Annotated in this window: 22 protein-coding genes; 2 read left to right on the top strand and 20 right to left on the bottom strand. The window is 45.1% G+C overall.

Annotation, left to right across the window (positions count from 1 at the left end):
* Positions 1-19: 19 nt before the first annotated feature.
* Positions 20-2,581: a DNA mismatch repair protein MutS gene (mutS, locus tag AC3CHU_RS02425; protein WP_488525012.1), complete on the top strand. Its 2,562-nt coding sequence runs from the start codon at positions 20-22 to the stop codon at positions 2,579-2,581.
* Positions 2,582-2,738: 157 nt separating this feature from the next.
* Here the strand turns inward: mutS and rpoS are convergent, their stop codons facing one another.
* The 14 genes from rpoS to rlmD all read right to left on the bottom strand — a co-directional run bounded on the left by rpoS (position 2,739) and on the right by rlmD (position 18,194).
* Positions 2,739-3,719: an RNA polymerase sigma factor RpoS gene (rpoS, locus tag AC3CHU_RS02420; RefSeq protein WP_004735404.1), complete on the bottom strand. Its 981-nt coding sequence runs from the start codon at positions 3,717-3,719 to the stop codon at positions 2,739-2,741.
* 98 nt (positions 3,720-3,817) lie between these two features.
* Positions 3,818-4,732 carry a murein hydrolase activator NlpD gene (gene nlpD, locus AC3CHU_RS02415; RefSeq protein WP_488525011.1) on the bottom strand — a complete coding sequence of 305 codons (915 nt, stop codon included), beginning with the start codon at positions 4,730-4,732 and terminating at the stop codon, positions 3,818-3,820.
* Positions 4,733-4,766: 34 nt separating this feature from the next.
* Positions 4,767-5,393, bottom strand: a complete 627-nt coding sequence (locus AC3CHU_RS02410; RefSeq protein WP_004735402.1) for a protein-L-isoaspartate(D-aspartate) O-methyltransferase — start codon at positions 5,391-5,393, stop codon at positions 4,767-4,769.
* On the bottom strand, positions 5,394-6,137 hold the full coding sequence (gene surE / locus AC3CHU_RS02405; protein ID WP_004735400.1) for a 5'/3'-nucleotidase SurE: 744 nt from the start codon (positions 6,135-6,137) through the stop codon (positions 5,394-5,396). It abuts the gene before it with no gap.
* Between the two features lie 76 nt (positions 6,138-6,213).
* Entirely contained in the window at positions 6,214-7,260 is a 1,047-nt protein-coding gene (truD, locus tag AC3CHU_RS02400) for a tRNA pseudouridine(13) synthase TruD (RefSeq protein ID WP_473576207.1), read from the bottom strand.
* A gap of 22 nt (positions 7,261-7,282) precedes the next feature.
* Positions 7,283-7,762, bottom strand: a complete 480-nt coding sequence (ispF, locus tag AC3CHU_RS02395) for a 2-C-methyl-D-erythritol 2,4-cyclodiphosphate synthase (RefSeq protein WP_004735397.1) — start codon at positions 7,760-7,762, stop codon at positions 7,283-7,285.
* Between the two features lie 2 nt (positions 7,763-7,764).
* The gene (ispD, locus tag AC3CHU_RS02390) at positions 7,765-8,466 is read right to left on the bottom strand and encodes a 2-C-methyl-D-erythritol 4-phosphate cytidylyltransferase (protein ID WP_488525010.1); all 702 of its coding nucleotides are present in this window, start codon (positions 8,464-8,466) and stop codon (positions 7,765-7,767) included.
* The gene (gene ftsB / locus AC3CHU_RS02385; protein ID WP_004735394.1) at positions 8,466-8,747 is read right to left on the bottom strand and encodes a cell division protein FtsB; all 282 of its coding nucleotides are present in this window, start codon (positions 8,745-8,747) and stop codon (positions 8,466-8,468) included. Before ftsB ends, ispD begins: the two co-directional genes overlap by 1 nt.
* Before the next feature lie 202 nt (positions 8,748-8,949).
* Entirely contained in the window at positions 8,950-10,143 is a 1,194-nt protein-coding gene (locus AC3CHU_RS02380) for an ISL3 family transposase (RefSeq protein WP_488524348.1), read from the bottom strand.
* 155 nt (positions 10,144-10,298) lie between these two features.
* Positions 10,299-11,597: a phosphopyruvate hydratase gene (eno, locus tag AC3CHU_RS02375; protein ID WP_004735393.1), complete on the bottom strand. Its 1,299-nt coding sequence runs from the start codon at positions 11,595-11,597 to the stop codon at positions 10,299-10,301.
* An 81-nt stretch (positions 11,598-11,678) separates the two neighbouring features.
* Positions 11,679-13,319 (bottom strand): CTP synthase, encoded by a 1,641-nt coding sequence (pyrG, locus tag AC3CHU_RS02370; protein WP_114634010.1) that lies wholly within the window; start codon positions 13,317-13,319, stop codon positions 11,679-11,681.
* Positions 13,320-13,451: 132 nt separating this feature from the next.
* Positions 13,452-14,267, bottom strand: a complete 816-nt coding sequence (mazG, locus tag AC3CHU_RS02365) for a nucleoside triphosphate pyrophosphohydrolase (protein WP_065102955.1) — start codon at positions 14,265-14,267, stop codon at positions 13,452-13,454.
* Positions 14,268-14,512: 245 nt separating this feature from the next.
* On the bottom strand, positions 14,513-16,738 hold the full coding sequence (gene relA, locus AC3CHU_RS02360) for a GTP diphosphokinase (RefSeq protein WP_004735390.1): 2,226 nt from the start codon (positions 16,736-16,738) through the stop codon (positions 14,513-14,515).
* Positions 16,739-16,874: 136 nt separating this feature from the next.
* Positions 16,875-18,194: a 23S rRNA (uracil(1939)-C(5))-methyltransferase RlmD gene (gene rlmD / locus AC3CHU_RS02355; protein ID WP_488525009.1), complete on the bottom strand. Its 1,320-nt coding sequence runs from the start codon at positions 18,192-18,194 to the stop codon at positions 16,875-16,877.
* A 165-nt stretch (positions 18,195-18,359) separates the two neighbouring features.
* On the opposite strand from rlmD, the gene barA reads away from it, so the two are divergent.
* The gene (gene barA / locus AC3CHU_RS02350; protein ID WP_065205671.1) at positions 18,360-21,173 is read left to right on the top strand and encodes a two-component sensor histidine kinase BarA; all 2,814 of its coding nucleotides are present in this window, start codon (positions 18,360-18,362) and stop codon (positions 21,171-21,173) included.
* Positions 21,174-21,298: 125 nt separating this feature from the next.
* On the opposite strand, the gene acpS is transcribed toward barA, so the two are convergent.
* The 6 genes from acpS to lepB form a co-directional block, all read right to left on the bottom strand.
* Positions 21,299-21,679, bottom strand: a complete 381-nt coding sequence (gene acpS, locus AC3CHU_RS02345; RefSeq protein ID WP_017077798.1) for a holo-ACP synthase — start codon at positions 21,677-21,679, stop codon at positions 21,299-21,301.
* A 95-nt stretch (positions 21,680-21,774) separates the two neighbouring features.
* Positions 21,775-22,512 (bottom strand): pyridoxine 5'-phosphate synthase, encoded by a 738-nt coding sequence (pdxJ, locus tag AC3CHU_RS02340; RefSeq protein WP_102537958.1) that lies wholly within the window; start codon positions 22,510-22,512, stop codon positions 21,775-21,777.
* Positions 22,509-23,237 carry a DNA repair protein RecO gene (recO, locus tag AC3CHU_RS02335; protein ID WP_012604785.1) on the bottom strand — a complete coding sequence of 243 codons (729 nt, stop codon included), beginning with the start codon at positions 23,235-23,237 and terminating at the stop codon, positions 22,509-22,511. The genes pdxJ and recO overlap by 4 nt, the downstream gene beginning before the upstream one ends.
* 102 nt (positions 23,238-23,339) lie before the next feature.
* Complete coding sequence (era, locus tag AC3CHU_RS02330) at positions 23,340-24,311, bottom strand: GTPase Era (RefSeq protein WP_004735384.1); 972 nt, start codon at positions 24,309-24,311, stop codon at positions 23,340-23,342.
* Positions 24,304-24,981: a ribonuclease III gene (gene rnc / locus AC3CHU_RS02325; RefSeq protein WP_004735383.1), complete on the bottom strand. Its 678-nt coding sequence runs from the start codon at positions 24,979-24,981 to the stop codon at positions 24,304-24,306. The genes era and rnc overlap by 8 nt, the downstream gene beginning before the upstream one ends.
* 26 nt (positions 24,982-25,007) lie before the next feature.
* Positions 25,008-25,904, bottom strand: a complete 897-nt coding sequence (gene lepB / locus AC3CHU_RS02320; protein ID WP_488525008.1) for a signal peptidase I — start codon at positions 25,902-25,904, stop codon at positions 25,008-25,010.
* Positions 25,905-25,970: the final 66 nt, after the last annotated feature.

Below are 25,970 nucleotides of genomic sequence, written 5' to 3'. Positions count from 1 at the left end.
TAAACGAAAGAAGTTAACTGTGAAAGCCGATCAAAAACATACTCCTATGATGCAGCAGTACCTAAAACTAAAAGCAGAAAATCCAGAAATTTTGCTGTTCTACCGCATGGGAGATTTCTACGAGCTTTTCTACGATGACGCTAAGAAAGCCTCTCAACTCCTCGATATTTCACTAACTAAGCGTGGCTCTTCAAACGGTGAGCCTATCCCTATGGCGGGCGTTCCATACCATGCCGTGGAAGGTTATCTTGCGAAGTTAGTGCAGTTGGGCGAGTCCGTAGCAATTTGTGAGCAGATTGGTAATCCAGCAACTTCAAAGGGCCCTGTTGATCGCGCTGTCGTAAGAATTGTGACTCCGGGAACCGTAACCGACGAAGCATTGCTTTCTGAGCGTGTTGATAACCTGATTGCATCCATTTACCACCACAATGGTAAATTCGGCTACGCGACGCTTGATATTACTTCTGGCCGATTCCAGCTATGTGAGCCGGAAACCGAAGAAGCAATGGCGGCAGAGCTACAAAGAACGTCACCACGTGAATTGCTATTCCCTGAAGATTTCGAACCTGTAAATTTGATGGCAAGTCGTAATGGCAATCGCCGTCGCCCGGTATGGGAATTTGAATTAGATACAGCGAAGCAGCAACTGAATCAACAATTTGGTACTCGTGACTTAGTTGGCTTTGGTGTTGAAAGCGCAAAACTAGGTTTATGCGCTGCGGGTTGTCTGATCCAATACGTTAAAGATACGCAACGTACTGCCCTCCCGCATATCCGTTCACTCACAATGGATAAGCAAGATCATTCCGTGATCCTTGATGCGGCTACTCGCCGTAATTTAGAAATCACCCAAAATCTTAGTGGCGGCACCGATAACACCCTATCTGAAGTGCTTGACCACACCGCGACGGCTATGGGTAGCCGCATGCTTAAGCGTTGGTTACATCAACCCATGCGTAATATTTCAGCTCTTGATCAACGCCTAGATGCTATTGGTGAGATGAAAGATCTGGCTCTGTTTACAGAGTTACAACCAACGCTGAAACAGATCGGTGATATCGAGCGTATTCTTGCTCGTCTTGCCCTTCGTTCTGCACGTCCTCGTGATATGGCACGACTTCGCCAAGCAATGGAATACCTACCAGAGCTTGCTGAAACGCTAACGCAACTTAAACACCCATACCTAACTCAGCTTGCTCAGTATGCTTCGCCTGTGGATGAAGTATCTGAACTGCTTGAGCGTGCGATCAAAGAGAACCCACCCGTGGTTATCCGCGATGGTGGTGTGATAGCAGAAGGCTACAACGCCGAGCTAGATGAATGGCGCGACCTTGCTGCAGGTGCAACTGAGTTTCTGGATAAGCTTGAGCAAGAAGAGCGTGAACGTCACGGTATCGACACGCTAAAAGTTGGCTACAACAACGTCCACGGTTTCTTCATTCAGGTAAGCCGCGGACAAAGCCATCTTGTGCCACCACACTATGTTCGCCGCCAAACGCTCAAAAATGCAGAACGTTACATTATTCCTGAGCTGAAAGAGCACGAAGACAAAGTTCTCAGCTCTAAATCGAAAGCCCTAGCTATCGAGAAGCAGTTGTGGGAAGAGTTGTTTGATTTGTTACTGCCTTATCTAGAGCGACTACAAAACATTGCATCTTCAGTGTCTCAGCTTGATGTTCTACAAAACTTAGCTGAACGTGCAGACACCCTTGATTACTGTCGTCCAACAATGACAGAGTCTGCTGGTGTACAAATTCAGGCTGGTCGTCACCCCGTAGTTGAACAAGTGATGGACGAACCCTTTATTGCTAACCCTATCGACCTCAACGATCAACGTAAGATGCTAATCATTACAGGTCCAAACATGGGTGGTAAGTCGACCTACATGCGTCAGACCGCACTCATTGCGCTGATGGCTCATATCGGTTGTTATGTTCCAGCAGAAAGCGCGACGATTGGTTCTATCGACCGTATCTTTACGCGTATTGGCGCATCCGATGACTTAGCTTCGGGTCGTTCAACCTTCATGGTTGAGATGACAGAGACCGCGAATATTCTGCACAACGCGACACCAAATAGCCTTGTGTTAATGGATGAAATCGGTCGTGGTACCAGTACTTACGATGGTCTGTCTCTGGCTTGGGCAAGTGCTGAATGGCTAGCTAATCAAATCAATGCGATGACACTATTTGCAACGCACTACTTTGAGCTAACTGAACTACCAAACCAAATACCAACCTTAGCGAACGTACACTTAGATGCGGTTGAACACGGTGACAGCATTGCCTTTATGCACGCAGTTCAAGAAGGTGCAGCAAGTAAATCTTACGGCCTCGCGGTAGCTGGATTGGCTGGTGTACCTAAAGCGGTAATCAAAAATGCACGCGCGAAGCTGACTCAGTTAGAGGCATTGAGTATCGACTCTCCAACATCAAAGCCAAGCGGCGTTGATATCGCTAACCAACTGAGCCTGATACCTGAACCGAGTGAAGTAGAACAAGCACTAGCGAATGTTGACCCTGATGATTTAACTCCTCGCCAAGCGTTAGAAGAACTCTATCGTTTGAAGAAGTTGCTTTAGTCTCTTTCCAAGTAGCTTGTTATTGTCGCTTGCTATTGTCGTTTTGTACTGTCACTTAAATAGGCAGCATCAGATAAAAAAGCCACAAACAAAAAAACGCTGACTTAGAGTCAGCGTTTTTATTTGTCTTCTATTCAAAGAAACATCATCAGTTCATTTAGTCATTTTCTACATTGAACAGATTTTCCATATTCAGACCTTGCTTGATAAGAATCTCACGTAGACGGCGAAGACCTTCAACTTGGATTTGACGAACACGTTCACGAGTCAGGCTAATTTCACGGCCTACTTCTTCTAGTGTTGACGGTTCGTAACCAAGTAGTCCAAAGCGACGTGCAAGCACCTCTTTCTGCTTAGGATTCAGTTCATCAAGCCAGAAAATCAATGAGTTCTTGATATCGCTATCTTGAGTTGAAACCTCAGGATCTGAATTGTTGATGTCTGGAATAATATCCAACAGTGCTTTCTCACCGTCACCACCAATTGGCGTATCAACAGAGCTCACTCTTTCGTTTAGACGAAGCATCTTACTCACATCACCAACAGGCTTATCTAGCTTAGAAGCAATTTCTTCTGCCGTTGGTTCATGATCAAGTTTTTGTGATAGCTCTCTTGCGGTACGCAGGTAGATGTTCAGCTCTTTCACAACATGGATTGGCAAACGGATAGTGCGAGTCTGATTCATTAGCGCACGTTCAATGGTTTGACGAATCCACCATGTCGCGTAAGTTGAGAAGCGGAAACCACGTTCTGGGTCAAATTTCTCTACGGCGCGAATCAAACCTAGGTTGCCTTCTTCAATAAGATCAAGAAGTGCAAGACCACGGTTACTATAACGACGTGAAATTTTTACCACTAAACGCAGGTTACTTTCGATCATGCGTTTACGTGCTGCTTCATCACCGCGCAGAGCTCGTCGTGCATAAAGCACTTCTTCTTCAGCGGTTAGTAGTGGTGAGAAACCGATTTCGCCTAGATAAAGCTGAGTAGCATCTAAACTTTTAGACGTAACTTCAACTTCTTCTTTCGCTTCGGTTTTCTTTTTGACTGTTCGTTTTGCTTTTCCAAGAGCTTCCGGTTCCGTGGTTGCTTGGTTAAGATCGAACTCTTCTTTGGTTACTGCATTGCTTATACTCATAACGCCTCCCCCTGGCGAAATTAGCATGACATCACAACTTGATATGTCGCTAAATGACTATGTCACTCCATACAATACGTAATTTTTGCATATTGTATTTAAGGTAAATATCGTTTTGGATTAACCGATTTACCTTGGTAACGAATCTCAAAGTGCAGCCTAACACTGCTGGCTCCAGAGCTTCCCATAGTTGCAATCTTCTGCCCTGGTTTCACACTTTGCCCTTCAGATACTAATAGTCGGTCGTTATGCGCGTATGCACTTAAGTAATTATCATTGTGCTTCACAATCACTAGATTGCCGTAGCCTCGTAGTGCATTACCCGAATAAACAACCGTTCCCCCTGCAGTAGATACTATTGGCTGACCTCGCTGTCCTGCTATGTCGATGCCTTTATTTCCTTGTTCGCCTACAGAGAAATTCTTGATTACTCTCCCTTTAGTTGGCCATAACCATTTGGATACTTTATCACTTGTTGGTTTGGTGGACGGTGTAACATTCTGTTTACCTTTAGAACCAACATACTCCTTTGATTTGGATTGTTCAACCTTCTTTGGTGGATCTTTTTTCACCACTTTGGTGGTAGTTTGAGCTGGAGCAGGTTTAGATTTTTTACTCTTCTTCGGCGTAGTTTTCGGTTTACTTGCCGCAGATGAAGTTGTGGATGCCGCGACAGGCGCAGCAACGGCTGCAACCGCTACTGTTGATTTACCATACGCTGGCGCATTGTAACTCGGGCGCCACAACTTAAGCTTCTGCCCCGGGTGGATAGTGTAAGGAGCAGCGAGTTTGTTATAACCGATGAGGTCTTTAACGTCTTTATTGGTGACATAAGCAATGAAGTAAAGGGTGTCGCCTTTTTTTACTTCATAGTAACTGCCGCGATAACTACCACGATCAATCGATGAGTAATTCTTGTTTAGGCTTGAAACGGGCGCAGGTGAATTCGCCGCACACCCAACAAGTGCACAACTAAGCAATAAAGTACTTCCTTTTAACAACTTCGAACGCATCGACTCTCTATCCACCTACACCATTAGTCTTTTATTAAGCTAGCTCACCAGGGACGAGAGGTACAAATCTCACCATCTCGATAACACTCGATAAAAACTCGTCACCATGGCGAACAATCTTCAACAATTGCTGTTCGTCATCACCGACAGGAATCAATAAGCGACCACCATCTTTCAGCTGTTGCAAAAGCGCTTGAGGAATCGACTCTGCGGCAGCAGTTACGATAATCGCATCAAAAGGGGCTTTCGAAGACCACCCTTGCCAGCCATCACCATGCTTAGTTGAAATATTGTAGAAATCGAGCTGTTTAAGACGACGCTTGGCATCCCATTGCAATGATTTAATTCTTTCAACCGAATACACATGATCAACTAGTTGAGCCAAGACCGCCGTTTGATAACCTGAGCCGGTTCCAATTTCTAAAACACGGCTATCTTGCTGTAATTCTAGCAACTCTGTCATCTTAGCAACAATGTACGGCTGAGAAATCGTCTGGCCCTGTCCGATAGGAAGCGCATTATTATCATAAGCTTGATGATACATCGCCTGCGATAAAAAGCTCTCTCTCGGCAGTTGATAAATAGCATCAAGAACCTTTTGATCCTGAATGCCATTTTCAATCAGAAAAGTAATTAAGCGCTCTGCATGCGGATTACTCACTTACTTCTCCTCTAACCATGTTGTCATCGCACCCAACGACTCATGCGCAGTCAGGTCCACTTGTAATGGTGTTACCGATACAAAGCCATGCTCGATAGCGTAAAAATCCGTGCCTTCACCGGCATCTTGCTCTTTTCCCGGAGGACCAAGCCAATAGATATCATGACCTCGTGGGTCTTTTTGCTTAATCATATCTTCAGCATGATGACGAGCACCTAAGCGTGTCACCTGAGTACCAGACAACTGCTCTAACGCTAAATCAGGGATATTGACGTTTAACAGGCGATTGGTTGGGATTGGGTTTGCTAAATGTTGTTCGACGATACGACGAGCAATAGCCGCCGCTGTCTTAAAATGTTTTTTACCCACCAGAGAAAACGCCACCGATTGAACGCCTAAAAAGTGCCCTTCCATAGCGGCTGCCACTGTGCCTGAATAAAGCACATCGTCACCCAAGTTAGCACCATGATTAATACCCGTTAATACCAGATCAGGCATATCATTCTTTAGCAGTTCATTTAACGCAAAATGTACACAGTCGGTCGGTGTTCCTTGTACCGAATATGTATTTTCGGTAATTTCTTGAACACGTAAAGGCTGTTCTAAAGTTAATGAATTTGAAGCGCCCGAGCGATTACGGTCAGGTGCAACAATGATAATTTCAGCAAGATCACGTAATTCATTGGCTAGCTCATGAATACCTTGAGCATGCACACCATCATCGTTGCTGAGTAAAATCTTCATCTTGTATCCTTTCTTTTGTTCCAATGCCAAGTCACTTAATTTCCGATATCAAGTGACTTCGCTCCAAGCAGAATCGTTATTGCTCGTAGCTTCTCTCTACGTGAACTTCTTCAACCAATTCACGAACAATAGCGGTTGCGAAACAACCTGCATCGAGAGAGAACTTAAGAGTGACATTGTCTTCGTTCACTTCCCACGCTAAACCCATCGGCTTCAGCGAAGCTTCACGGCGATCATGGCGCATACGGTTGCCACAAATCAGAGCCATTAGATCCGGTTCAGCATCAAGGTGTTTCTGCTCTAGAGCTTGAGACTCATCGCTCGTCGGTAACGCATTATCTCCAGCCAAAGCAACGGTAATAAACGCAGAACCGTTCGCGATATCTTGATTTACCGTTTCGATATTGTCTGCCGTCACAGCTAATTGCGCGCCGTCTTTAACGACGATATCGCCAACCAATGCCGACGCAAACGCATCTTGCTCAATACGGTCAGAAAGAATTAAGTTGTAAATCCAAGAACGAGCCGCAGAAAGATACAAGCTACGCTTATTTTGATTACGCGTACGAACGTTTTCACGACCCCAACGGCGAGCTTCAGATAAGTTGTTACCTTCATTACCAAAGCGCTGAGCACCGAAGTAATTTGGCACACCAACTTGAGCGACTTTTTCTAAACGCTTTACCACATCATCACAATCCGTTACTTCAGACAAAGTCAGCTCGAATTGGTTGCCAACTAAATCGCCTGGACGTAACTTTTTGTTGTGACGTGCTGTCGCCAAGATCTCAATGCTTGGGTATTGTGCGAGAAAAGCAGAAAAGTCAGGTTCACCCTTTGGTAAGTGCACGCTTAACCACTGCTCAGTCACAGCATGACGGTCTTTCAAACCAGCCCAGCTAACATCTTTCGACTTAACACCACACGCTTTAGCCAGTTCGTTTGCTACGAAGCTCGTGTTCTCACCAGTTTTACGAATACGCACCATTAAGTGCTCGCCTTCACCAGTAAACTCAAAACCCAAGTCTTCATTAACGACAAAGTGTTCGGCTTTTGCTTTTAGTTTTGCTTTCGCAGTTGGTTTACCGTTTAGGTAAGCCAATGAAGATAAAATATCTGACATGCTGTTCTTTTCGTGTTGGTGCTTACGCACTTTTAGTAATTAGGACCACCGCTTCACATGCGATGCCCTCTTTGCGACCTGTAAAACCTAAACGCTCGGTAGTCGTGGCTTTTACATTCACATTGCTAATGCTTGTTTCTAAATCTTGAGCAATGGCTTGGCACATAGAGTCTATATGAGGAGCCATCTTTGGAGCTTGCGCCATGATAGTAATATCCGCATTACCAATCACATAACCTTGCTCTTTTACTCGACGGTAAACATCTTTCAGTAATTCGCGGCTATCTGCGCCTTTCCACTCATCATCCGTATCAGGGAAATGACGACCAATATCACCGGCTGCAATGGAACCCAGTAAAGCATCGCATAATGCGTGCAGGGCAACATCACCGTCTGAGTGTGCGATAAGACCCTGTTCATAAGGGACACTCACGCCACCAATAATTACCGGGCCTTCACCACCAAATTTGTGTACATCAAAGCCATGGCCAATACGAATCATCATTATTCCTTATTCTGACTTAAATAGAACTCAGCCAAAGCCAAATCTTCAGGCTGAGTAATCTTAAAATTATCTGAACGCCCAGCAATCAATGCTGGTGATAAACCTTTCCACTCAAATGCAGAGGCCTCATCGGTAATCGAAACGCCTTGTTGCAAGGCCTCACTCAAGACTTTCCGTAAAGGCTTAGATCGAAACATCTGAGGGGTAAGCGCATGCCAAAGATCGACGCGATCGACCGTGTGTTCAATTTGTCCTTGAGCACCACGCTTCATTGTATCGCGAACCGGCGCAGCTAAAATCGCGCCAACATCATGGGTCATAGCAACAGAGATCAGTTTGTCGATATCGCTCAATTGGATACAAGGTCTAGCGGCATCATGCACCATCACCCAATCACTGAGTTGCTGTTGGGCAATATAGTCCAGAGCAGAAAGCACCGAGTCGGCTCTTTCCGTTCCGCCGGAAACTCTGATCACCAGTGGATTAAGGTTAAGCGGTAATTCAGGGTAATAAGGATCATCGTCGCTGACCGCTACCACAATTTTAGACACTTGAGGGTGAGACAACAGTTTCTCAACCGTGTGCTCTAAAATCGTTTTACCGTGAATTTGAAGATATTGCTTGGGACGGTCTGCCTTCATTCGGCTGCCGACGCCCGCAGCGGGGACCACTGCAATAACGCTTTGAAGTTGGTTGGACATTAATGAGATTCCTCACCAATAATACGATAAAACGTTTCGCCTTCTTTCACCATACCCAGCTCATGACGTGCGCGTTCTTCTATCGCGTCTAAGCCTTGGCGTAGATCGTCGATTTCCGCAAACATCTCTGCATTACGAAGATGAAGCTTTTCATTTACTTGCTGCTGAACTTGGATTTCGTTGTTCACACCGTAGTAATCAGAAATACCATTTTTACCGAGCCACAGTGTGTGTTGTAGCCAGCCAAACACTATGAGCAGTACTAAAGCAAAAATTCGCATAACACCTTTCGCCGGTTGAAAAAGAAGGAACTAGAATAAGGCACATATATACCATAATGCGCTTATTGGTGCGAGATATGTGGTGTCAGGGGATCAATAAGTCGAGGAATTATTGGACAGAATAGTGAGTGGTAACAATGAAGTTCCCTACTCCTTTCTTCGTCAGTCTAGGGAATGACGAATTTGAGGCAAAAAAAATGGTTCATCGCGGCTTTCCGGGGAAAGCCGCTTTTATCTTCAAGAAGAAGTAGTCTGTATCTCGATACCCATACCCCATTCGCTTGATTAACTTTATCTTGTTGTTTATCCCTTCCAGTGTGCAGGTGTTCAACGGATAACTTGCCGATGCGATAATGCCGTGAAGATAAGGACTCAGTTTTCGTGCGAACTCTTTCAATGGCTTAATTCCACTCTCTTGCACTTGTTCCCACCACGTGTCCCAGAGCCCCTTCGCGTGCCCTTCGGATTCACAATACCAAAGCTCTTTGAGTTGGGCTCCGAGTATATAAGTGGTCATTAAGTCCTTATTGATATTCAATATTTCAGTAAGATAGCTATCTTGACGTGTATTTAAGTTGCCTCTATTTTTCAGCAGTACCCACCGTGAGCGCTTCACCCATTGCCTCGCTTTTTTATCTTGCTTGAGTTTGTTGGCTTGGTCGACTCTGACTCTATCCATCACCTCGCGACCGAACTTAGCAACAACATGGAATAAGTCGTAAACGATTTTTGCGTTCGGGCAGTGCGCTTGAACTTCAAGGTCAAAAGCCGTATTCATGTCCATCGCTACTGCTTCGATATTTACCCCATTCTCGCCTAGCTGCTCGAAGAACGGCCGTATGTCCTTGCGGCTGCGGCCTAATCCAACCCAAATGACTTGATGAGTCTTCGCATCAGCGATGACGGTGGCATATCGATGCCCTTTAAAGATGGCGAACTCATCCATCACGAGCTGCTTTAGCTCACCCCATTTCACTGGCGGCACCACTTGTCGAAGTCGGCGTTTATCTATTTCTTTAATGGTGTGCCAATGAACGCCCGTAATTTGGGATATATGCTTAATGGGAAGCAGGGGTAGCAGTTGTTCTATATAGCTTTTTAGGCGCTTTGTTATACGAGCATAAGGCTCTAACCAAGAGAGAGATTCTGTTTTTATGCCGCAGTCACGACACTTAATCCTTCGAGTTTGAACGGAAAGTTCAACAGGCACACCGAGCAACATGGCATCCTTTACGTGACGCCATTGATACTCATGGATAGCCTCGGCCTCAAGACCACAAAGGCATTTAGCCTCAGAGCTAGGTTTAAGAGTCAGGGTAATAAGTGATGCAGTCTGGAGAGACTTTACTATTTGAAAGCCTTCCCAGAATGAAGATAGGAAAGTATGATTCGGCATAGAAACGGTAGTTTGTGTATGATTTTTGTTTGGCGACTAAACCATATCACTTACTACCGTTTTTGTTTTTAGTTCCCGCTAATCCGCGATGAACCAAAAAAATGCCCCGCATAAGCGAGGCATTTAAAAAGCTTAGATGAATAATTCGCTAGGAATTATTGACCTTTAACTTCTTTAAGACCGTTGAAAGGAGCTTTAGAACCTAGAGCTTCTTCGATACGGATAAGTTGGTTGTACTTAGCAACACGGTCAGAACGGCTCATAGAACCAGTTTTGATTTGACCTGCAGCTGTACCTACCGCTAGATCAGCGATAGTTGCATCTTCAGTTTCGCCAGAACGGTGAGAGATTACTGCAGTGTAGCCAGCGTCTTTAGCCATCTTGATAGCAGCTAGAGTCTCTGTTAGAGAACCGATTTGGTTGAACTTGATAAGGATAGAGTTAGCTACGCCTTTCTCGATACCTTCAGCAAGAATCTTAGTGTTTGTAACGAAAAGATCGTCACCAACGATTTGAAGCTTGTCGCCTAGAAGTTCAGTTTGGTGCTTGAAGCCATCCCAATCTGACTCGTCAAGACCGTCTTCAATAGAAACGATTGGGAAGTTGTTCGCTAGTTCAGCTAGGTAGTGGTTGAACTCTTCAGAAGTGAAAGTTTTACCTTCGCCCTTCATGTTGTAGATGCCAGCTTCTTTGTCGAAGAACTCAGATGCTGCACAGTCCATAGCAAGAGTAACGTCTTTACCTAGTTCGTAACCAGCAGCTGCAACAGCTTCTGCGATAACTTCTAGAGCTTCAGCGTTAGATTTAAGGTTAGGAGCGAAACCACCTTCATCACCAACTGCAGTGCTGTAGCCTTTAGACTTAAGAACTTTAGCTAGGTTGTGGAATACTTCAGCGCCGATACGCAGACCTTCTTTAAGAGTTTTAGCGCCAACTGGTTGGATCATGAACTCTTGGATGTCAACGTTGTTATCAGCGTGCTCGCCACCGTTGATGATGTTCATCATTGGTAGAGGCATAGAGAACTGACCAGCAGTACCGTTTAGCTCAGCAATGTGCTCGTATAGAGGCATGCCTTTAGCAGCAGCCGCCGCTTTTGCGTTCGCTAGAGAAACAGCAAGGATAGCGTTAGCGCCAAACTTAGACTTGTTCTCAGTACCGTCTAGATCAAGCATAACTTGGTCAACGTCAGCTTGTGCTTTAGCATCTTTACCAACTAGAGCGTCAGCGATTGGGCCGTTTACAGCTTCAATTGCTTTAAGAACACCTTTACCTAGGAAACGTGATTTGTCGCCGTCACGTAGCTCAAGAGCTTCGCGAGAACCAGTAGATGCGCCAGATGGAGCAGCAGCCATACCTACGAAACCGCCTTCTAGGTGTACTTCAGCTTCTACAGTTGGGTTACCACGTGAATCGATGATTTCACGACCTAGAACTTTAACGATCTTAGACATTGAATGTTTCCTTCTCGTTGAATATATAAATGTCAAATTTAAAGGTAGCAGCACAACTTACGCAGCTACCTGGATTCCTTTTTACTTTTCTAATTCGCCGCGCTGGAATTCACCAGCCGCTTTAACGAAACCTGCAAACAATGGGTGACCATCGCGAGGTGTTGAAGTGAACTCTGGGTGGAACTGAGCAGCAACGAACCATGGGTGGTTCGGGTTCTCAATAACTTCAACCAGTTTCTTGTCCGCAGATAGACCCGATACTTTTAGGCCCGCTTTTTCAATTTGTGGACGAAGATTGTTGTTCACTTCGTAACGGTGACGGTGACGTTCATGGATCGTCGCGCTACCGTATAATTCGTAAGCTTTCGTCCCTTTCGCAAGGTGACAAAGCTGTGAACCAAGACGCATTGTGCCGCCTAGGTCAGATTTTTCAGTACGCTCTTCAACTTTACCTTCGCCGTCAATCCACTCAGTGATTAGGCCAACAACAGGGAATTTAGTTTCTTTGCAGAATTCAGAAGAGTGTGCACCTTCCATCTTCGCAACGTTACGAGCGTACTCAATAAGAGCAACTTGCATACCTAGACAGATACCTAAGTAAGGTACTTTGTTTTCACGAGCGTATTGTGCAGCAAGGATCTTACCTTCAACACCACGATCGCCAAAGCCACCAGGAACTAGGATTGCATCTAGGTCTTGTAGAATTTCTGTGCCTTTAGATTCAACATCTTGTGAATCTACATATTTAATTGTGACACTTAGGCGATTTTTCAAGCCTGCGTGTTTCAGCGCTTCATTTACTGATTTGTATGCGTCAGGCAGTTCAATGTACTTACCAACCATACCAATCGTCACTTCACCCGTTGGGTTAGCTTCTTCGTAAATTACTTGTTCCCACTCAGACAGATCAGCTTCTGGTGCATTGATACCGAAACGCGTACATACAAGATCATCAATGCCTTGAGCACGGATTAATTGTGGGATCTTGTAGATTGAATCTACATCTTTCATAGAGATAACGGCTTTTTCTTGTACATTACAGAAAAGAGCAATTTTCTTACGTTCGTTTGCTGGGATAACACGATCTGAACGACAAACTAGGATGTCAGGTTGAATACCGATAGACAGTAGCTCTTTTACAGAGTGTTGCGTTGGCTTAGTTTTCACTTCACCCGCAGCTGCTAGGTATGGCACTAGAGTAAGGTGCATGAACATTGCGCGTTCACGGCCTAGTTCTACTGCTAACTGACGAATCGCTTCCATGAATGGTAGAGATTCGATATCACCTACAGTACCACCAACTTCAACAAGCGCGATATCGTGGCCTTTAGCGCCAGAGATTACGCGTTCTTTGATAGAGTTAGTGATGTGTGGAATAACCTGGATTGTTGCACCTAGGTAGTCACCACGACGTTCATTACGTAGAACGTCAGCATAAACACGACCTGCTGTGAAGTTGTTACGCTTAGTCATCTTGGTGCGAATGAATCGCTCATAGTGACCAAGGTCAAGGTCAGTTTCAGCGCCATCTTCCGTAACGAACACTTCACCGTGCTGAGTCGGGCTCATAGTGCCTGGATCAACGTTGATGTAAGGGTCAAGCTTCATCATAGTCACTTTAAGACCACGAGCTTCTAAAATAGCCGCAAGAGATGCTGCTGCAATACCTTTACCTAGAGAGGATACAACCCCGCCAGTAACAAAAATGTAATTTGTCGTCATGTTTAACCTGAAATTGGTTGAATGAGGGAAATGGATTACTTCTGGACGGGATGAAAATATACCAGAAGCCCCTTATCGCCACAACGTGAAATCTATCACACTGCAATTTTTTATTTTTTGCTTCAAATCAATTCATGATAAAAGCTTTGATGATCTTTTCTCCGCCACTTTGACTTCATCCCACATGGAATCAAGCTGTTGTAGAGAAAAGTCGGTCAAAATTTTATCTTGCTGACGAACTTTTTGTTCCACACCTTTAAAGCGGCGTGAAAATTTCAGATTGGCTTTATTGAGAGCCGTTTCTGGATTTTTACCCAAATGTCGCACTAAATTGACCGTCGCAAACAATAAATCACCCAGTTCTTCTTCAACTAAATCTTCGTTTGGCGTTACTTGAAGCGCTTCTTCTAGCACCTCATCAACTTCCTCTAAAACCTTATCAGCGACTGGGCCAATAGTGTCCCAATCAAAGCCAAATTTCGCGACTTGCTTTTGAATTTTTGTAGCACGCGAAAGTGCAGGTAGAGAGTTTGGTATTGAGTCTAGAATACTTTCTTGAGTTTTGCCTGCCTGTGCTTTCTCTTTGGCTTTTTCAGCTTCCCAGTTGGCATTAATTTCTTCATCACTGGCAAACTCTGTATCAGAAAATACATGTGGATGACGGCGCGTCAGTTTCTCATTGATACCGTCGACCACATCAGAGAATTCAAACAAGCCCTGCTCTTTCGCCAATTGGCTGTAGAAGATTACCTGAAACAACAGGTCACCCAACTCTTCTTGTAGGTTTGGCCAATCTTTGTTGTGAATCGCGTCCACCACCTCGTAGGTCTCTTCGATAGTATGCGGCACAATTGTTTCAAAATTTTGTTTCAAATCCCAAGGACAGCCACCTTCAGGATCGCGCAGCTTAGTCATGATCTGTTCAAGTTGTTCAATCGGGTGATTCATCGTTTTCTTCCTATTCACTGTCTTTGATTTTTAAATTTATAACGTCTTCTAAAACTAAAAGGTACTGATATTAAAAAAGGTGAGCAGCCAAAACCACTCACCTTTGTTGATACTGTCTAATTCTCTAAATAATTGAAACTGTGGCTAGGCGACAAGCAAGCGAGACTCCTGAGCATAGCTTGTCTATGTGATTGAGCGAGTGCGCGCAGGCAACAACGCCATCAGCTTCAACTATGACGAGAATTTTAGCCGAGGCGTTTTACGCTCATAACATCTTTGATTTGTTCTACTCGGCTGGTCACTCGACTCAGAATCTCAATATTGGTCACTTCCAAATCGAAATCCATCACCGATAGCTGACGTTTATAGTCAATACGGCTCTTCATTGTCGTCACACTGACTTTTTCGTTTAAGAACAGGGATGTTATGTCTTTCAACAAACCGGTACGTTCTAGCGCCTCGACACGCAGCGTTAAGATATACGAGCCGACAAAACCATCGCCCCACACAGTATCGATGATACGTTCGGGTGCATGTAGGTTAAGTTCACTTAACTGTTCGCAATCGCTACGGTGCACTGAAATACCGCGACCTTGAGTTATGTAACCTTTGATCACATCGCCTGGGATTGGCTGGCAACAACGAGCCAAGTGGGTCATTAGGTTATCGACACCTTCAACGACGACGGCATCCTTTTTCGGACGACTCTGATGAGCGGGCTTATTGTCAGACTCAAGCAACTTTTCGAGCGCTTTTTTATCTTCTTCTTCCGCTGTCGGCTTGTTGACCAAAGCATTGATGTGATTAACGACTTGGTTGATACGCATATCGCCGCTACCAATACCCGCATACAGTTCATCTGGAGTATTGACGTTGAATCGTTTCAGCGCGTATTGCTCGGCATCTTTCAGCGTCGCTCCGACTCTGCCTAGCTCGACTTCTAGAATATCTCGTCCAGCTTCAAGGTTTTTCTCACGACTCTGAGCGCGGAACCAAGCGTTAATTTTTGCACGAGCTCGACTTGAATGAACAAAGCCTGTGGTCGGGTTTAACCAATCACGTGATGGATTAGGTTCTTTTTGAGTGATGATCTCAACTTGATCGCCCATCGCCAACTTATGAGTAAACGGGACGATTCGACCTGCTACTTTGGCACCGATACAACGGTGTCCAACCATCGAATGGATGTGGTAAGCAAAATCCAACGGTGTTGCACCCATTGGTAAATCGACCACATCACCACGAGGTGTAAAGGCATAAACACGGTCATCAAAGACTTGGCTACGCACTTCATCCAGCATTTCACCAGAATCCGACATCTCTTCTTGCCAGTCGATAAGCTTACGAAGCCAGGTGATTTTCTCGTCGTAGCCACTGCGTACGCCGCTTGAAGCACCTTCTTTGTACTTCCAGTGCGCTGCAACGCCTAATTCAGAGTCTTCATGCATCTGCTTGGTACGGATCTGAATTTCAATGGTCTTGCCTTCAGGGCCAAGAACTACGGTATGAATCGATTGATAACCATTGGGTTTAGGGTTCGCCACATAGTCATCAAATTCACTTGGGAGGTGTTTATATTTGGTGTGAACCACGCCTAAACCGGCATAACAGTCTTGCAGTTGGTCTGCGATAATACGCACCGCACGCACGTCAAAAAGCTCATCAAACTCTAAGCCTTTTTTCTGCATTTTACGCCAGATGCTGTAGATATGTTTTGGTCGACCGCTGACTTCAGCATTGATGCTTGAGCGGTTCATTTCTGACGTTAAATCGTCAACAAAGTCAGTGATGTATTGTTCGCGCACGATACGGCGCTCAGACAGCTGTTTAGCAATCTGCTTATAGATATCTGGTTGTTGGTAGCGGAAAGCGTAATCTTCAATTTCCCACTTTAGCTGACCAATACCTAAACGGTTTGCTAGAGGTGCATAAATGTTGGCACACTCTTTTGCTGCCGCACGGCGCACAGCATCAGGGGCCTTTTTCACTTCTATGAGATTACAAATTCGCTCTGCTAGTTTGATGACGACGCAGCGGAAGTCATCCACCATTGCAAGCAGCATTCGTCGAACATTATCGACTTGACCCGAGGCAGCACTGCCTTCAAGGGTGACGTTTAGCTGGCCCAAAGCCGCCATTTCTTCCACGCCATCAATCAGCTTTACGGTTTCCTTTCCGTAACTTTCTTCAAACGCTTCACGCTCAAAAACACCGCTTGATACTACAGGGAAAAGTTGCGCTGCCACTAAAGTTGCGCGATCCATAGACAAGGTGACCAAGATTTCAATCATCTCGCGCCCACGCCAAAGCAAGAGTTCGCCTTGCTCATGATCTTTTAATAGCTCTTCACAGTGACGATAAACTTTGGTCAGTTTATTCGAGGTTTTTGCGTCTTGATTCAGTGACGCAATCCAATTATCTAGCTCAAACTGTTCGCTTGGGTTTAAATGTGCGCTTCGTACCGCAACCATCATGCCTTCCTAGTTATTATGTTTTATACCCAATTCAATATGACTAACTGATTCCAAGTTAGTTCGACTCATATTGATATCAGCGCAGGCTTCCCTGCACCTTTGTGATTCATTTTTAAGCCTTGTTTAAGGGCCTCTAAGCCTTGATAAAGAGAGCCATCGATTCTAGATGACTGGTGTGTGGGAACATGTCCAACATACCCAGCTTGGCTAATTGATAGCCTTGCTTTTCTAAGCTCTCTGAATCTCTAGCTAGAGTAGCAGGATTACACGAAACATAAACCACACGCTTCGCTCCTAACCCTGAAATTTGATCAACGATCCCACTCGCTCCAGCACGTGCTGGATCAAGTAAGATTTTATCAAATCTTTCTTTTGCCCAAGGCTGTGAAGATAGCTCTTCTTCAAGATTCGCTTGATAGAATTCTGTATTACTCAATTGATTTAAAGTTGCGTTAGATGTGGCCTGTTGAACCATTTCATCAACACCTTCAACACCCACTACAAATGCAGATTGTTGTGCAATAGGCAAACTGAAGTTCCCTAAGCCACAAAACAGGTCGAGCACTCGCTCATCGGCTTGAGGCTCTAGCCACTCAATCGCTTGAGCAACCATTTTCTGGTTCACTTTCTGGTTAACTTGGATAAAGTGGTTTGGCTCAAAAGGTAAAGTCACGCCTGTTTCGCTATAAGCTGGCGCATCACCGACTAAACGAACGAGCTTGTCCGTTTCAGGCATAGTATACAACGTGGCACCTTCCGCTTTAGCGAGTGCAATCAATGCTTGCTCATCTTTCTCAACCAAAGGCTTAAGGTGACGCAGCACCATCACAGAGCCAGTATCACCCAACACCAATTCAACGTGTCCTAAAGACGTAAGGTTGCTGAAAGTATTGAGTAAACTTTTCAGTTTTGGCAGCAATACATTAAGGCGAGGATCCAGCACGGCACAATCGGTGATGTTTTCAATCTGCTTACTTTGTTTCTTACGGAAACCGAACTGAAGCTGCTGTGTCTTCTTATCAACAAACAGGCTGATACGCGCGCGACGTCGATAACCGGTTTCATCACCCACAATCGGCTCAACAACTTCGGTGTTAGCCGTTTGGTATTGACTCATCAGGTGCGTCAAAGATTGCGATTTATGCTCAACCTGAGAAGCGTAACCAAGATGTTGAAGGTGACAGCCACCACACTGATTAAAGTGCTTACAGAATGGCTTTAAACGCAGCTCACTCGGTTTAAGTAATTTGATGAGTTTTGCTCGCGAAAACTTACTTTTGCTCTCAGTAAGTTGAATAACCACCTGCTCACCGGGCAATGCGCCATCAATGAAAACAGGTTTATTCTTCTGATAAGCGATGCCAGCGCCATTGTGATCCATTCGTTCAACCAAAACCGATTGATGCTTGGTCTCGAGTTGCGTTTTCTTTTTTGGTTGGAAAAAACGTGCCATTGCTTGTGCCTAATGTATCTTTTAATAAGTAATTGGTATCCAGGACTCACTATTATGTCTTGGAATCATTGTCGAACGTCACGGCTTTGATTAAGCTTACCGTTCACTTAACCGCCATTGTGTGCGTTATTTTCCCATATCCAGACCTCGATGTAATTAAAGAACATGACCAGATATGGCTTAAGAGCCCGTGTAATTACCTTAACTCTAGCTCCAACCTTGATTATTGGGTTGCTATTGAGTGCATTTTTCTCATTTAACCGCTATCAAGACCTTGAGGGCCAAGTGGTTAATACTGGTACTAGCATCATTGAACCGCTGGCAATTGCTAGTGAGTCAGGCATGAAGCTCGAAAGTCGAGAGTCTGTTCGTCAGCTTATTAGCTATGCGCACCGAAAGAATTCTAAGCTGGTGCGCAGTATCGCAGTATTTGATGAACGTCATGAGTTGTTTGTAACCTCGAACTTTCATCCTGATTTTGAAAGCCTGACCTATCCGAAAGATAAACCCATCCCGCATTTAAGCTCATCGAACTTGCTCGACAATACGTTGATTCTTCGAACGCCTATCATTGCGGAAGGTCAATACATCAACTCAGCAAACGGGCAATCTCAAGCCAACCAAGCGATCGGCTATATTGCGATAGAGTTAGACTTGTCGTCACTTCGATTGCAGCAGTATCAAGAAGTGTTCTCTGCCTTCTTGGTGTTGATTTTGGGGCTGGGACTTTCTGGTGTATTTGCTTTTCGCTTGATGCATGACGTAACCCAACCGATCACACACATGAAAAACATGGTCGACCGAATTCGTCGTGGTCATCTCGATGTACGTATCGAAGGCAAAATGCACGGTGAGCTAGACTCACTGAAAAACGGTATCAACGCGATGGCGGTATCGCTATCAGAATATCACGTCGAGATGCAGCACAGTATCGACCAGGCTACGTCTGATCTGCGTGAAACCCTAGAGCAATTAGAGATTCAAAACGTTGAGTTAGACATTGCGAAAAAACGCGCTCAAGAAGCGGCACGTGTTAAATCAGAGTTCTTAGCTAACATGTCTCACGAATTGAGAACACCGCTTAACGGTGTGATTGGTTTTACTCGTCAAATGCTTAAGACCCATCTATCGACCAGTCAAACAGATTACTTGCAAACCATTGAACGTTCGGCAAATAACCTACTTAGCATCATCAACGACATTCTTGATTTCTCGAAACTGGAAGCCGGTAAATTAGCGCTCGAGAACATCCCATTCGAGTTCCAAGCCAGCCTTGAAGAGGTTGTGAACCTTCAAGCGACCAACGCCCATGAGAAAGGCCTAGAGCTAACACTTAAGATAGACCCGAAAGTGCCACCAGGCGTTGTTGGTGACCCGCTGCGTATTCAGCAGATCCTAACCAACCTCGTGGGTAACTCAATCAAGTTTACTGAACGTGGCAACATTGATATCAGTGTTGAACTTCGTTCACAAAGCGAAGACAGCATCGAGTTGCAATTCATGGTTCGCGATACAGGTATTGGTATCTCTGAGCGTCAACAAGCTCAGCTATTCCAAGCCTTCAGCCAAGCCGACGCAAGTATCTCTCGTCGTTATGGCGGTACGGGGCTAGGTCTGGTTATCACCCAAAAACTGGTCAGCCAAATGGGCGGAGAGATCAGCCTAACCAGTCGCCTACACCAAGGTTCAACCTTCTGGTTTACTTTGAGACTATCAACGACTGATATGCCGATGACTGAGCTGATTGAGACTCAGTGTCTGCAAGACAAGCAGCTGCTGCTTATCGAGCCAAACATGCAAGCGGCGTCGATTACTCAGCAAATCTTAACTCAAGAAGGCTTAGTGGTAACGTATCGTTCGGTTATGCCAGACGAGAGCACCTCGTATGACTACGTACTGTTGAACCTAGCTGCAAACCAAGAGTATCAATTTGATACCGTGAGTGGTTGGGCTATTGGTGCGAAGAAAATCGCTCAGAACGTAATTATTGGTACGCCGAGTACTGAGCTAGCGTTGGGTGAGCAACTAATGAAAGAGGTCGATGTTCAATGCATCACTAAACCTCTTTCTCGCAAGAAGTTACTGCAAACTCTGGTATCAAATCAGGCGCCAACCTTGATTGCACCCGCGATTGAAACACACTCAGAAGAGAAGCTACCGCTCACTGTATTGGCGGTCGACGACAACCCAGCAAACCTTAAATTGATCACCGCGCTACTAAAAGAGCGTGTAGAGACTGTCATCAGTTGCACCAGCGGACAGAAGGCCATAGACAAGGCGAAGGAGACCCCATTTGATATCATTTTCATGGATATCCAAATGCCGCAAATGGATGGTGTGACGGCCTGTAAGAATATAAAAGAGCTAGCGAATAATGCGAATACCCCCGTCATTGCCGTCACAGCACACGCGATGGTTGGCGAACGTGACCGTCTGCTTGAAGCCGGCATGGATGACTACCTAACCAAACCGATTGAAGAGCACGTGTTACAGCAGGTTCTGATTCATTGGAGCCCTACCTCTGAGGTTGAGCACATTGAAAAAATAGACCCAGCCCACCCAGCAGTCTCTGCGGAAGTAGACAATAGCTCAGTTTCAGATTCTGAGGCTAACGTGCATAAGAATATCATCATTGATTGGCAAGCAGCTATGAAGCAAGCCGCCAACAAAGAAGACCTCGCACGCGATATGCTGCAAATGCTAGTCGACTTTATTCCTGAGGTTTATGAGGCCGCAGAGAAAGCGATCGAAGACAGTGACTACCCCGTTGAAGCACTGACACACATCATCCACAAGATGCATGGCAGCAGCTCATACAGCGGTGTACCAAGGCTGAAGTCGGTGTGTGCGACGATAGAGAAAGAGCTGCGTTCCGGCACTTCCGTTGAAGACATTGAACCTGAACTTTTTGAACTTCAGGATGAATTAGATAAGGTTCAAGCAACCGCGATTCATTATTTGAAACCAGCTAAGACCTAGCGAACATTTCTTACTCACAAATATTCGTTAAACGGTTTACTAGCCAATAAAAAAGCAGAGCTCATGAGCTCTGCTTTTTTCTGTCTAGAACCTAGGGCACTAGATATAGAGTAACGGTAATCTATTTACGACTCGAGTAGTACCGTCGCCACCGCATAATGGCGCTCATCTGAGATAGTCAGATGAATCGACTTTGTACCACTCGCTTCTGCGATTTCACGCGCCTTTTTATGTAGGCTTAGAACTGGCTTGCCATGCTCATCGTTTGAAATCTCGAAATCGTGAAAGGTCACACCCAGCGCGATACCCGTGCCCAACGCCTTAGATGCCGCTTCTTTTGCAGCAAAGCGTTTTGCAAGGTAACGTCCTTTTTGCTTCAGTTGCTGAAATACTTCAAACTCAGAGTCGGTCAAAATACGCTGAGCAAAAGCGTCGCCACTTCGTGACAGCGCCTTTTCAACACGTTCGATTTCTGCGATATCTGTACCTAATCCAACAACAGCCATGTTTACCCTACTACCAAACTTCTATCTATTAACTTTATCGATTCTACTGATTAACCGCTTAACGCTTACTACTAAACTAATGACGAGTTAAAGAACTAAGCATTGTTGCGTGCTGTTTCCATCACGGCTTTCATGTCTGCAACGGCTTTATTCAAACCATCAAATACTGCGCGTCCCATGATCGAGTGACCAATGTTCAACTCGTAAACCTCAGGAAGTGCCGCAATTGGCGCTACGTTGTGATAAGTCAGACCATGACCAGCATTGACTGTGATACCAAGATCGTCTGCGTAGCTTGCGCCTGCAGCAATCTTTTTAAGCTCATCTTGCTGATCTTCTTCTGTTTTCGCATCAGCGTAATGACCAGTATGAAGCTCAATGAACGGTGCGCCACACGCTTTTGCTGCGTCGATTTGCTCACGATCTGCATCGATAAACAGAGATACTTTGATACCCGCCGCCGACAGTTTTTCCGTCGCTGCTTTGATCTTTTCAAGTTGACCAACCACGTCCAAGCCGCCTTCCGTCGTCAGCTCTTCGCGCTTCTCTGGAACCAGACAAACGAACTCAGGATTAGTATCGAGTGCAATTTGAACCATCTCGTCCGTCACTGCCATCTCTAAGTTCATGCGAGTCTGGATTGTCTCAGCAAGAATACGTACATCGCGATCAACAATATGACGGCGATCTTCGCGCAGGTGAATGGTAATGCCGTCAGCACCCGCACGTTCAGCAATTTCAGCTGCGTGTACTGGATCTGGGTATTTAGTACCACGTGCATTACGTAGTGTAGCAATATGGTCGATATTAACGCCTAAAAGGATTGAGCTCATTTTCCAATACTCCGTGCTCTAGAGAGGGCTATTGTGGGCATAAATAGCTCTCTACTTTTTAATGGTTTGCCGCCAAGATACGGCTTTAAGGCTATGCGTGTAAAGCGTTTTGCTGCTTTTAACTGCTCTTTAGTGATAAACCTACGTTCACTGATTGCGATAAGTTCATCGCCCATAAATGTCAGGTTATCTCGACGTACAGAAGCGATGAAACCTTTCTGCTCTCGATAGCGATAAGTCATACTTGGATCGATCGCTTCACCAGTACCAGCACAATGCAAAAAGTCGACGCCATACCCCATAGCGGAAAGTAGAGCCAATTCAAAACGACGTAGCGCTGGCTCAGGGTTCTCATTATGAGCGAGTTCTGTTAAAGCATGAAGATAGTCGTGAAAAAATGCGGGCATGGCTACTTCGGCCATCAACACACGGCCAACTAGCTCATTGACATACATAGCGGAATACAGATTAATACCGGCAAGAGGAAGCCCCAAGCTGATGGGTTCAGCTTGGCGTAACGTTTTCATTGAACCATTGCCAGACCACTTAAGCAGCAGAGGCGTAAAAGGTTGCAATGCACCTTTCAAATTAGAACGCTTACTCCGCGCACCTTTAGACATCAACGTCACCCGACCGTACTCTTCACTGAAGACGTCTAGAATCAGGCTCGACTCACTGTATGGTCGACGGTGCAACACAAAGCATCGCTGTAACCCTTCGCTCAATCACTTACCCTTCTTACAGATACAAAAAGAGAGAGTTCGCACTCTCTCTTGAAATTATATTCAGTTCAACTTTCTTAATCTCAGAAAGTGACGTTCAATATATTATAGATCGTCGATGTAGCCTAACGAGCGAAGTGCACGCTCATCATCAGCCCAACCAGACTTGACTTTAACCCAAGTCTCTAGGTAAACCTTACGACCGAACAGTTCTTCCATATCGATACGAGCTTCACGACCAATCGTTTTGATCTTCTCGCCCGCTTTACCAATCACCATCTTCTTCTGACCAGTACGTTCAACAAGAATCAAAGCATTGATGTGGAAGCCATCGTTATCAGGGTTGTAATCGAAACGCTCGATTTCAACCGTTACTGAGTAAGGTAGCTCTTCGCCTGTGAATCGCATCAGTTTTTCACGGATGATTTCAGAGGCCATAAAGCGCTGTGAACGATCCGTTACGTACTCTTCAGGGAAGTGATGCGTCGCTTTAGGTAAAGAGTTACGAACGTGCTTACGCAGTACATCGATATTCTTACCTTGCTTCGCCGAGATTGGCACAACATCAAGGAAGTCCATCTTCTTAGACACTTCCATCATGTGTTGCATCACGTCGGTACGATCTTGAACGTTGTCTACTTTGTTAATACAAAGGACAACTGGGAAATCTGTTTTTCTCAGTTTGTTCAGTACCATTTCATCGTCGTCAGTCCAGTGAGTACCGTCAACAAGGAAGAATACTAGGTTCACATCACTCAGTGAGCTGTTCGCCGCACGGTTCATCAAACGGTTGATAGCACGCTTTTCTTCGATGTGAAGTCCAGGAGTATCAACGTAGATCGCTTGGTAATCACCTTCAGTTTCTACGCCCATAATACGGTGGCGTGTTGTCTGAGGTTTACGTGATGTGATCGAGATTTTCTGACCCAAAATATGGTTCAGAAGCGTCGATTTACCTACGTTTGGTCGACCCACGATAGCGATGAAGCCACAGTGTTGGTTTTCCGGTAGGCCCGTTTTTTTGCTATCAGATGAAAAGAATGCATCGATATCGAAATCTTGATTGTTATCAGACATTGCTTAGTTGCTCTAATGCTGTTTCAGCAGCCGCTTGTTCTGCCTTGCGGCGGCTAGTGCCTTTACCGATAACAGGTTTATCCACACCTGCCACTTCACACTCAACCGTAAACTCTTGGTTGTGTGCTTCACCTTTAATATTAGTCACTGTGTAGACAGGTAGGGGATTTCTTCGACCTTGTAAAAACTCTTGTAAGCGAGTTTTCGGATCTTTTTGAGATACACCAGGCTGAATAGACTCTAGGCGAGATTGGTACCAGCTTAAAATAATGCGGCGAACAACCTCGGTATCACTATCTAAATAGACAGCACCGATGATCGCTTCTACTGCATCCGCTAGAATAGAATCACGACGGAAACCGCCACTCTTCAACTCACCTGGACCTAATTTTAAGTAATCTCCTAGTTCGAATTCACGACCTAGTTCTGCCAATGTATGACCACGTACTAATGTTGCGCGCATGCGGCTCATATCACCTTCGTTTACCTTAGGGAAACGATGGTAAAGATCATCAGCGATAACAAAACTTAAAATTGAATCGCCCAGAAACTCAAGACGTTCGTTGTGTTTACCTGCGGCGCTACGGTGAGTCAGCGCCAAATGGATAAGATCGGCATCATTAAACTGATAGCCAATCTTTCTCTCTAGTTTATCAATTGGAGAATTCATGCTCTCTCGATGTGTTATGTGATCGATTAGTGAATCCCACCGATGCGATTAAAACGCACACCAGTAGGAATCCATGTTGGAAGTACACTGTCTGAACCGCGTTCGAATTCGAAGCTGGTCCAAATAGCAACGGCCTTACCAACAAGGTTTGCTTCAGGGACAAAGCCCCAGTAACGGCTGTCAGCACTGTTGTCACGGTTATCACCCATCACAAAGTATTGGCCTTCTGGAACGATCCACTCGTTAACACCATTGCGAGGTTGATATGCTTGCACACGATCACGACGTAATGGGTTAACTAAAATTTGGTGCTCCACATCACCCAGCTGTTCATTCAGCTGAATCAGAGGCACACCATCTTGAATAAATTGGCTTTCTTCAACGTTACTTAACTTCACTGGTTTACAGCTACTGCCACCCTTCGCTTGAATGCAGACTTCTTTATTGCTGCTGTAGCGAATGGTATCACCCGGCATACCAACAACACGCTTAATGTAGTCGATATTCGGCTGAGGTGGGTATTTGAATACGATTGAATCACCACGTTCTGGTTTGCCCGTCTCTACCAGTTGAGTGCGCCATACCGGGTCTTTTAGACCGTACGCGTACTTCTCTACTAAGATGAAGTCACCAACCAAAAGGGTTGGCATCATCGAACCAGATGGGATTTGAAACGGTTCATAAATAAATGAACGCAAAACCAAAACAAATGCAATTACAGGGAAAATGGACACACTGTTCTCAACCCACCAAGGCTGAGCCGTAACTTTTGCGCTGGTTTCAGCGTCTAGGCCATTCGATTGTGCTTCAACGTCAGCAAGCTTTTGCTGGCGCTTCTTCGCCCACACAAACTTTTCCAACGCCCATACAATGCCGGTCACTAGAGTTAAGAGCACTAAAAAGAGCGAAAATTTATTAGCCATTGATATCCCTTAAATTTCATTTCTTTAAAAATAACGAAAGTGAAAGAATAGCGAGCTACTCTTCCA

This window comes from Vibrio sp. QJM3NY_39 (assembly GCF_057785895.1).
This window is presented reverse-complemented; position numbering and strand designations above follow the sequence as displayed.

Excerpts from the sequence above, each read along its gene's own strand:
- truD (WP_473576207.1), bottom strand. The coding sequence starts at position 7,260 with ATGTCAGATATTTTATCTTCATTGGCTTACCTAAACGGTAAACCAACT.
- barA (WP_065205671.1), top strand. The coding sequence starts at position 18,360 with ATGACCAGATATGGCTTAAGAGCCCGTGTAATTACCTTAACTCTAGCT.
- mazG (WP_065102955.1), bottom strand. The coding sequence starts at position 14,267 with ATGAATCACCCGATTGAACAACTTGAACAGATCATGACTAAGCTGCGC.
- rpoS (WP_004735404.1), bottom strand. The coding sequence starts at position 3,719 with ATGAGTATAAGCAATGCAGTAACCAAAGAAGAGTTCGATCTTAACCAA.
- nlpD (WP_488525011.1), bottom strand. The coding sequence starts at position 4,732 with ATGCGTTCGAAGTTGTTAAAAGGAAGTACTTTATTGCTTAGTTGTGCA.
- AC3CHU_RS02380 (WP_488524348.1), bottom strand. The coding sequence starts at position 10,143 with ATGCCGAATCATACTTTCCTATCTTCATTCTGGGAAGGCTTTCAAATA.
- pyrG (WP_114634010.1), bottom strand. The coding sequence starts at position 13,319 with ATGACGACAAATTACATTTTTGTTACTGGCGGGGTTGTATCCTCTCTA.
- eno (WP_004735393.1), bottom strand. The coding sequence starts at position 11,597 with ATGTCTAAGATCGTTAAAGTTCTAGGTCGTGAAATCATCGATTCACGT.
- pdxJ (WP_102537958.1), bottom strand. The coding sequence starts at position 22,512 with ATGAGCTCAATCCTTTTAGGCGTTAATATCGACCATATTGCTACACTA.
- surE (WP_004735400.1), bottom strand. The coding sequence starts at position 6,137 with ATGAAGATTTTACTCAGCAACGATGATGGTGTGCATGCTCAAGGTATT.
- lepB (WP_488525008.1), bottom strand. The coding sequence starts at position 25,904 with ATGGCTAATAAATTTTCGCTCTTTTTAGTGCTCTTAACTCTAGTGACC.
- rnc (WP_004735383.1), bottom strand. The coding sequence starts at position 24,981 with ATGAATTCTCCAATTGATAAACTAGAGAGAAAGATTGGCTATCAGTTT.
- acpS (WP_017077798.1), bottom strand. The coding sequence starts at position 21,679 with ATGGCTGTTGTTGGATTAGGTACAGATATCGCAGAAATCGAACGTGTT.
- ftsB (WP_004735394.1), bottom strand. The coding sequence starts at position 8,747 with ATGCGAATTTTTGCTTTAGTACTGCTCATAGTGTTTGGCTGGCTACAA.
- ispD (WP_488525010.1), bottom strand. The coding sequence starts at position 8,466 with ATGTCCAACCAACTTCAAAGCGTTATTGCAGTGGTCCCCGCTGCGGGC.
- era (WP_004735384.1), bottom strand. The coding sequence starts at position 24,311 with ATGTCTGATAACAATCAAGATTTCGATATCGATGCATTCTTTTCATCT.
- rlmD (WP_488525009.1), bottom strand. The coding sequence starts at position 18,194 with ATGGCACGTTTTTTCCAACCAAAAAAGAAAACGCAACTCGAGACCAAG.
- relA (WP_004735390.1), bottom strand. The coding sequence starts at position 16,738 with ATGGTTGCGGTACGAAGCGCACATTTAAACCCAAGCGAACAGTTTGAG.
- ispF (WP_004735397.1), bottom strand. The coding sequence starts at position 7,762 with ATGATTCGTATTGGCCATGGCTTTGATGTACACAAATTTGGTGGTGAA.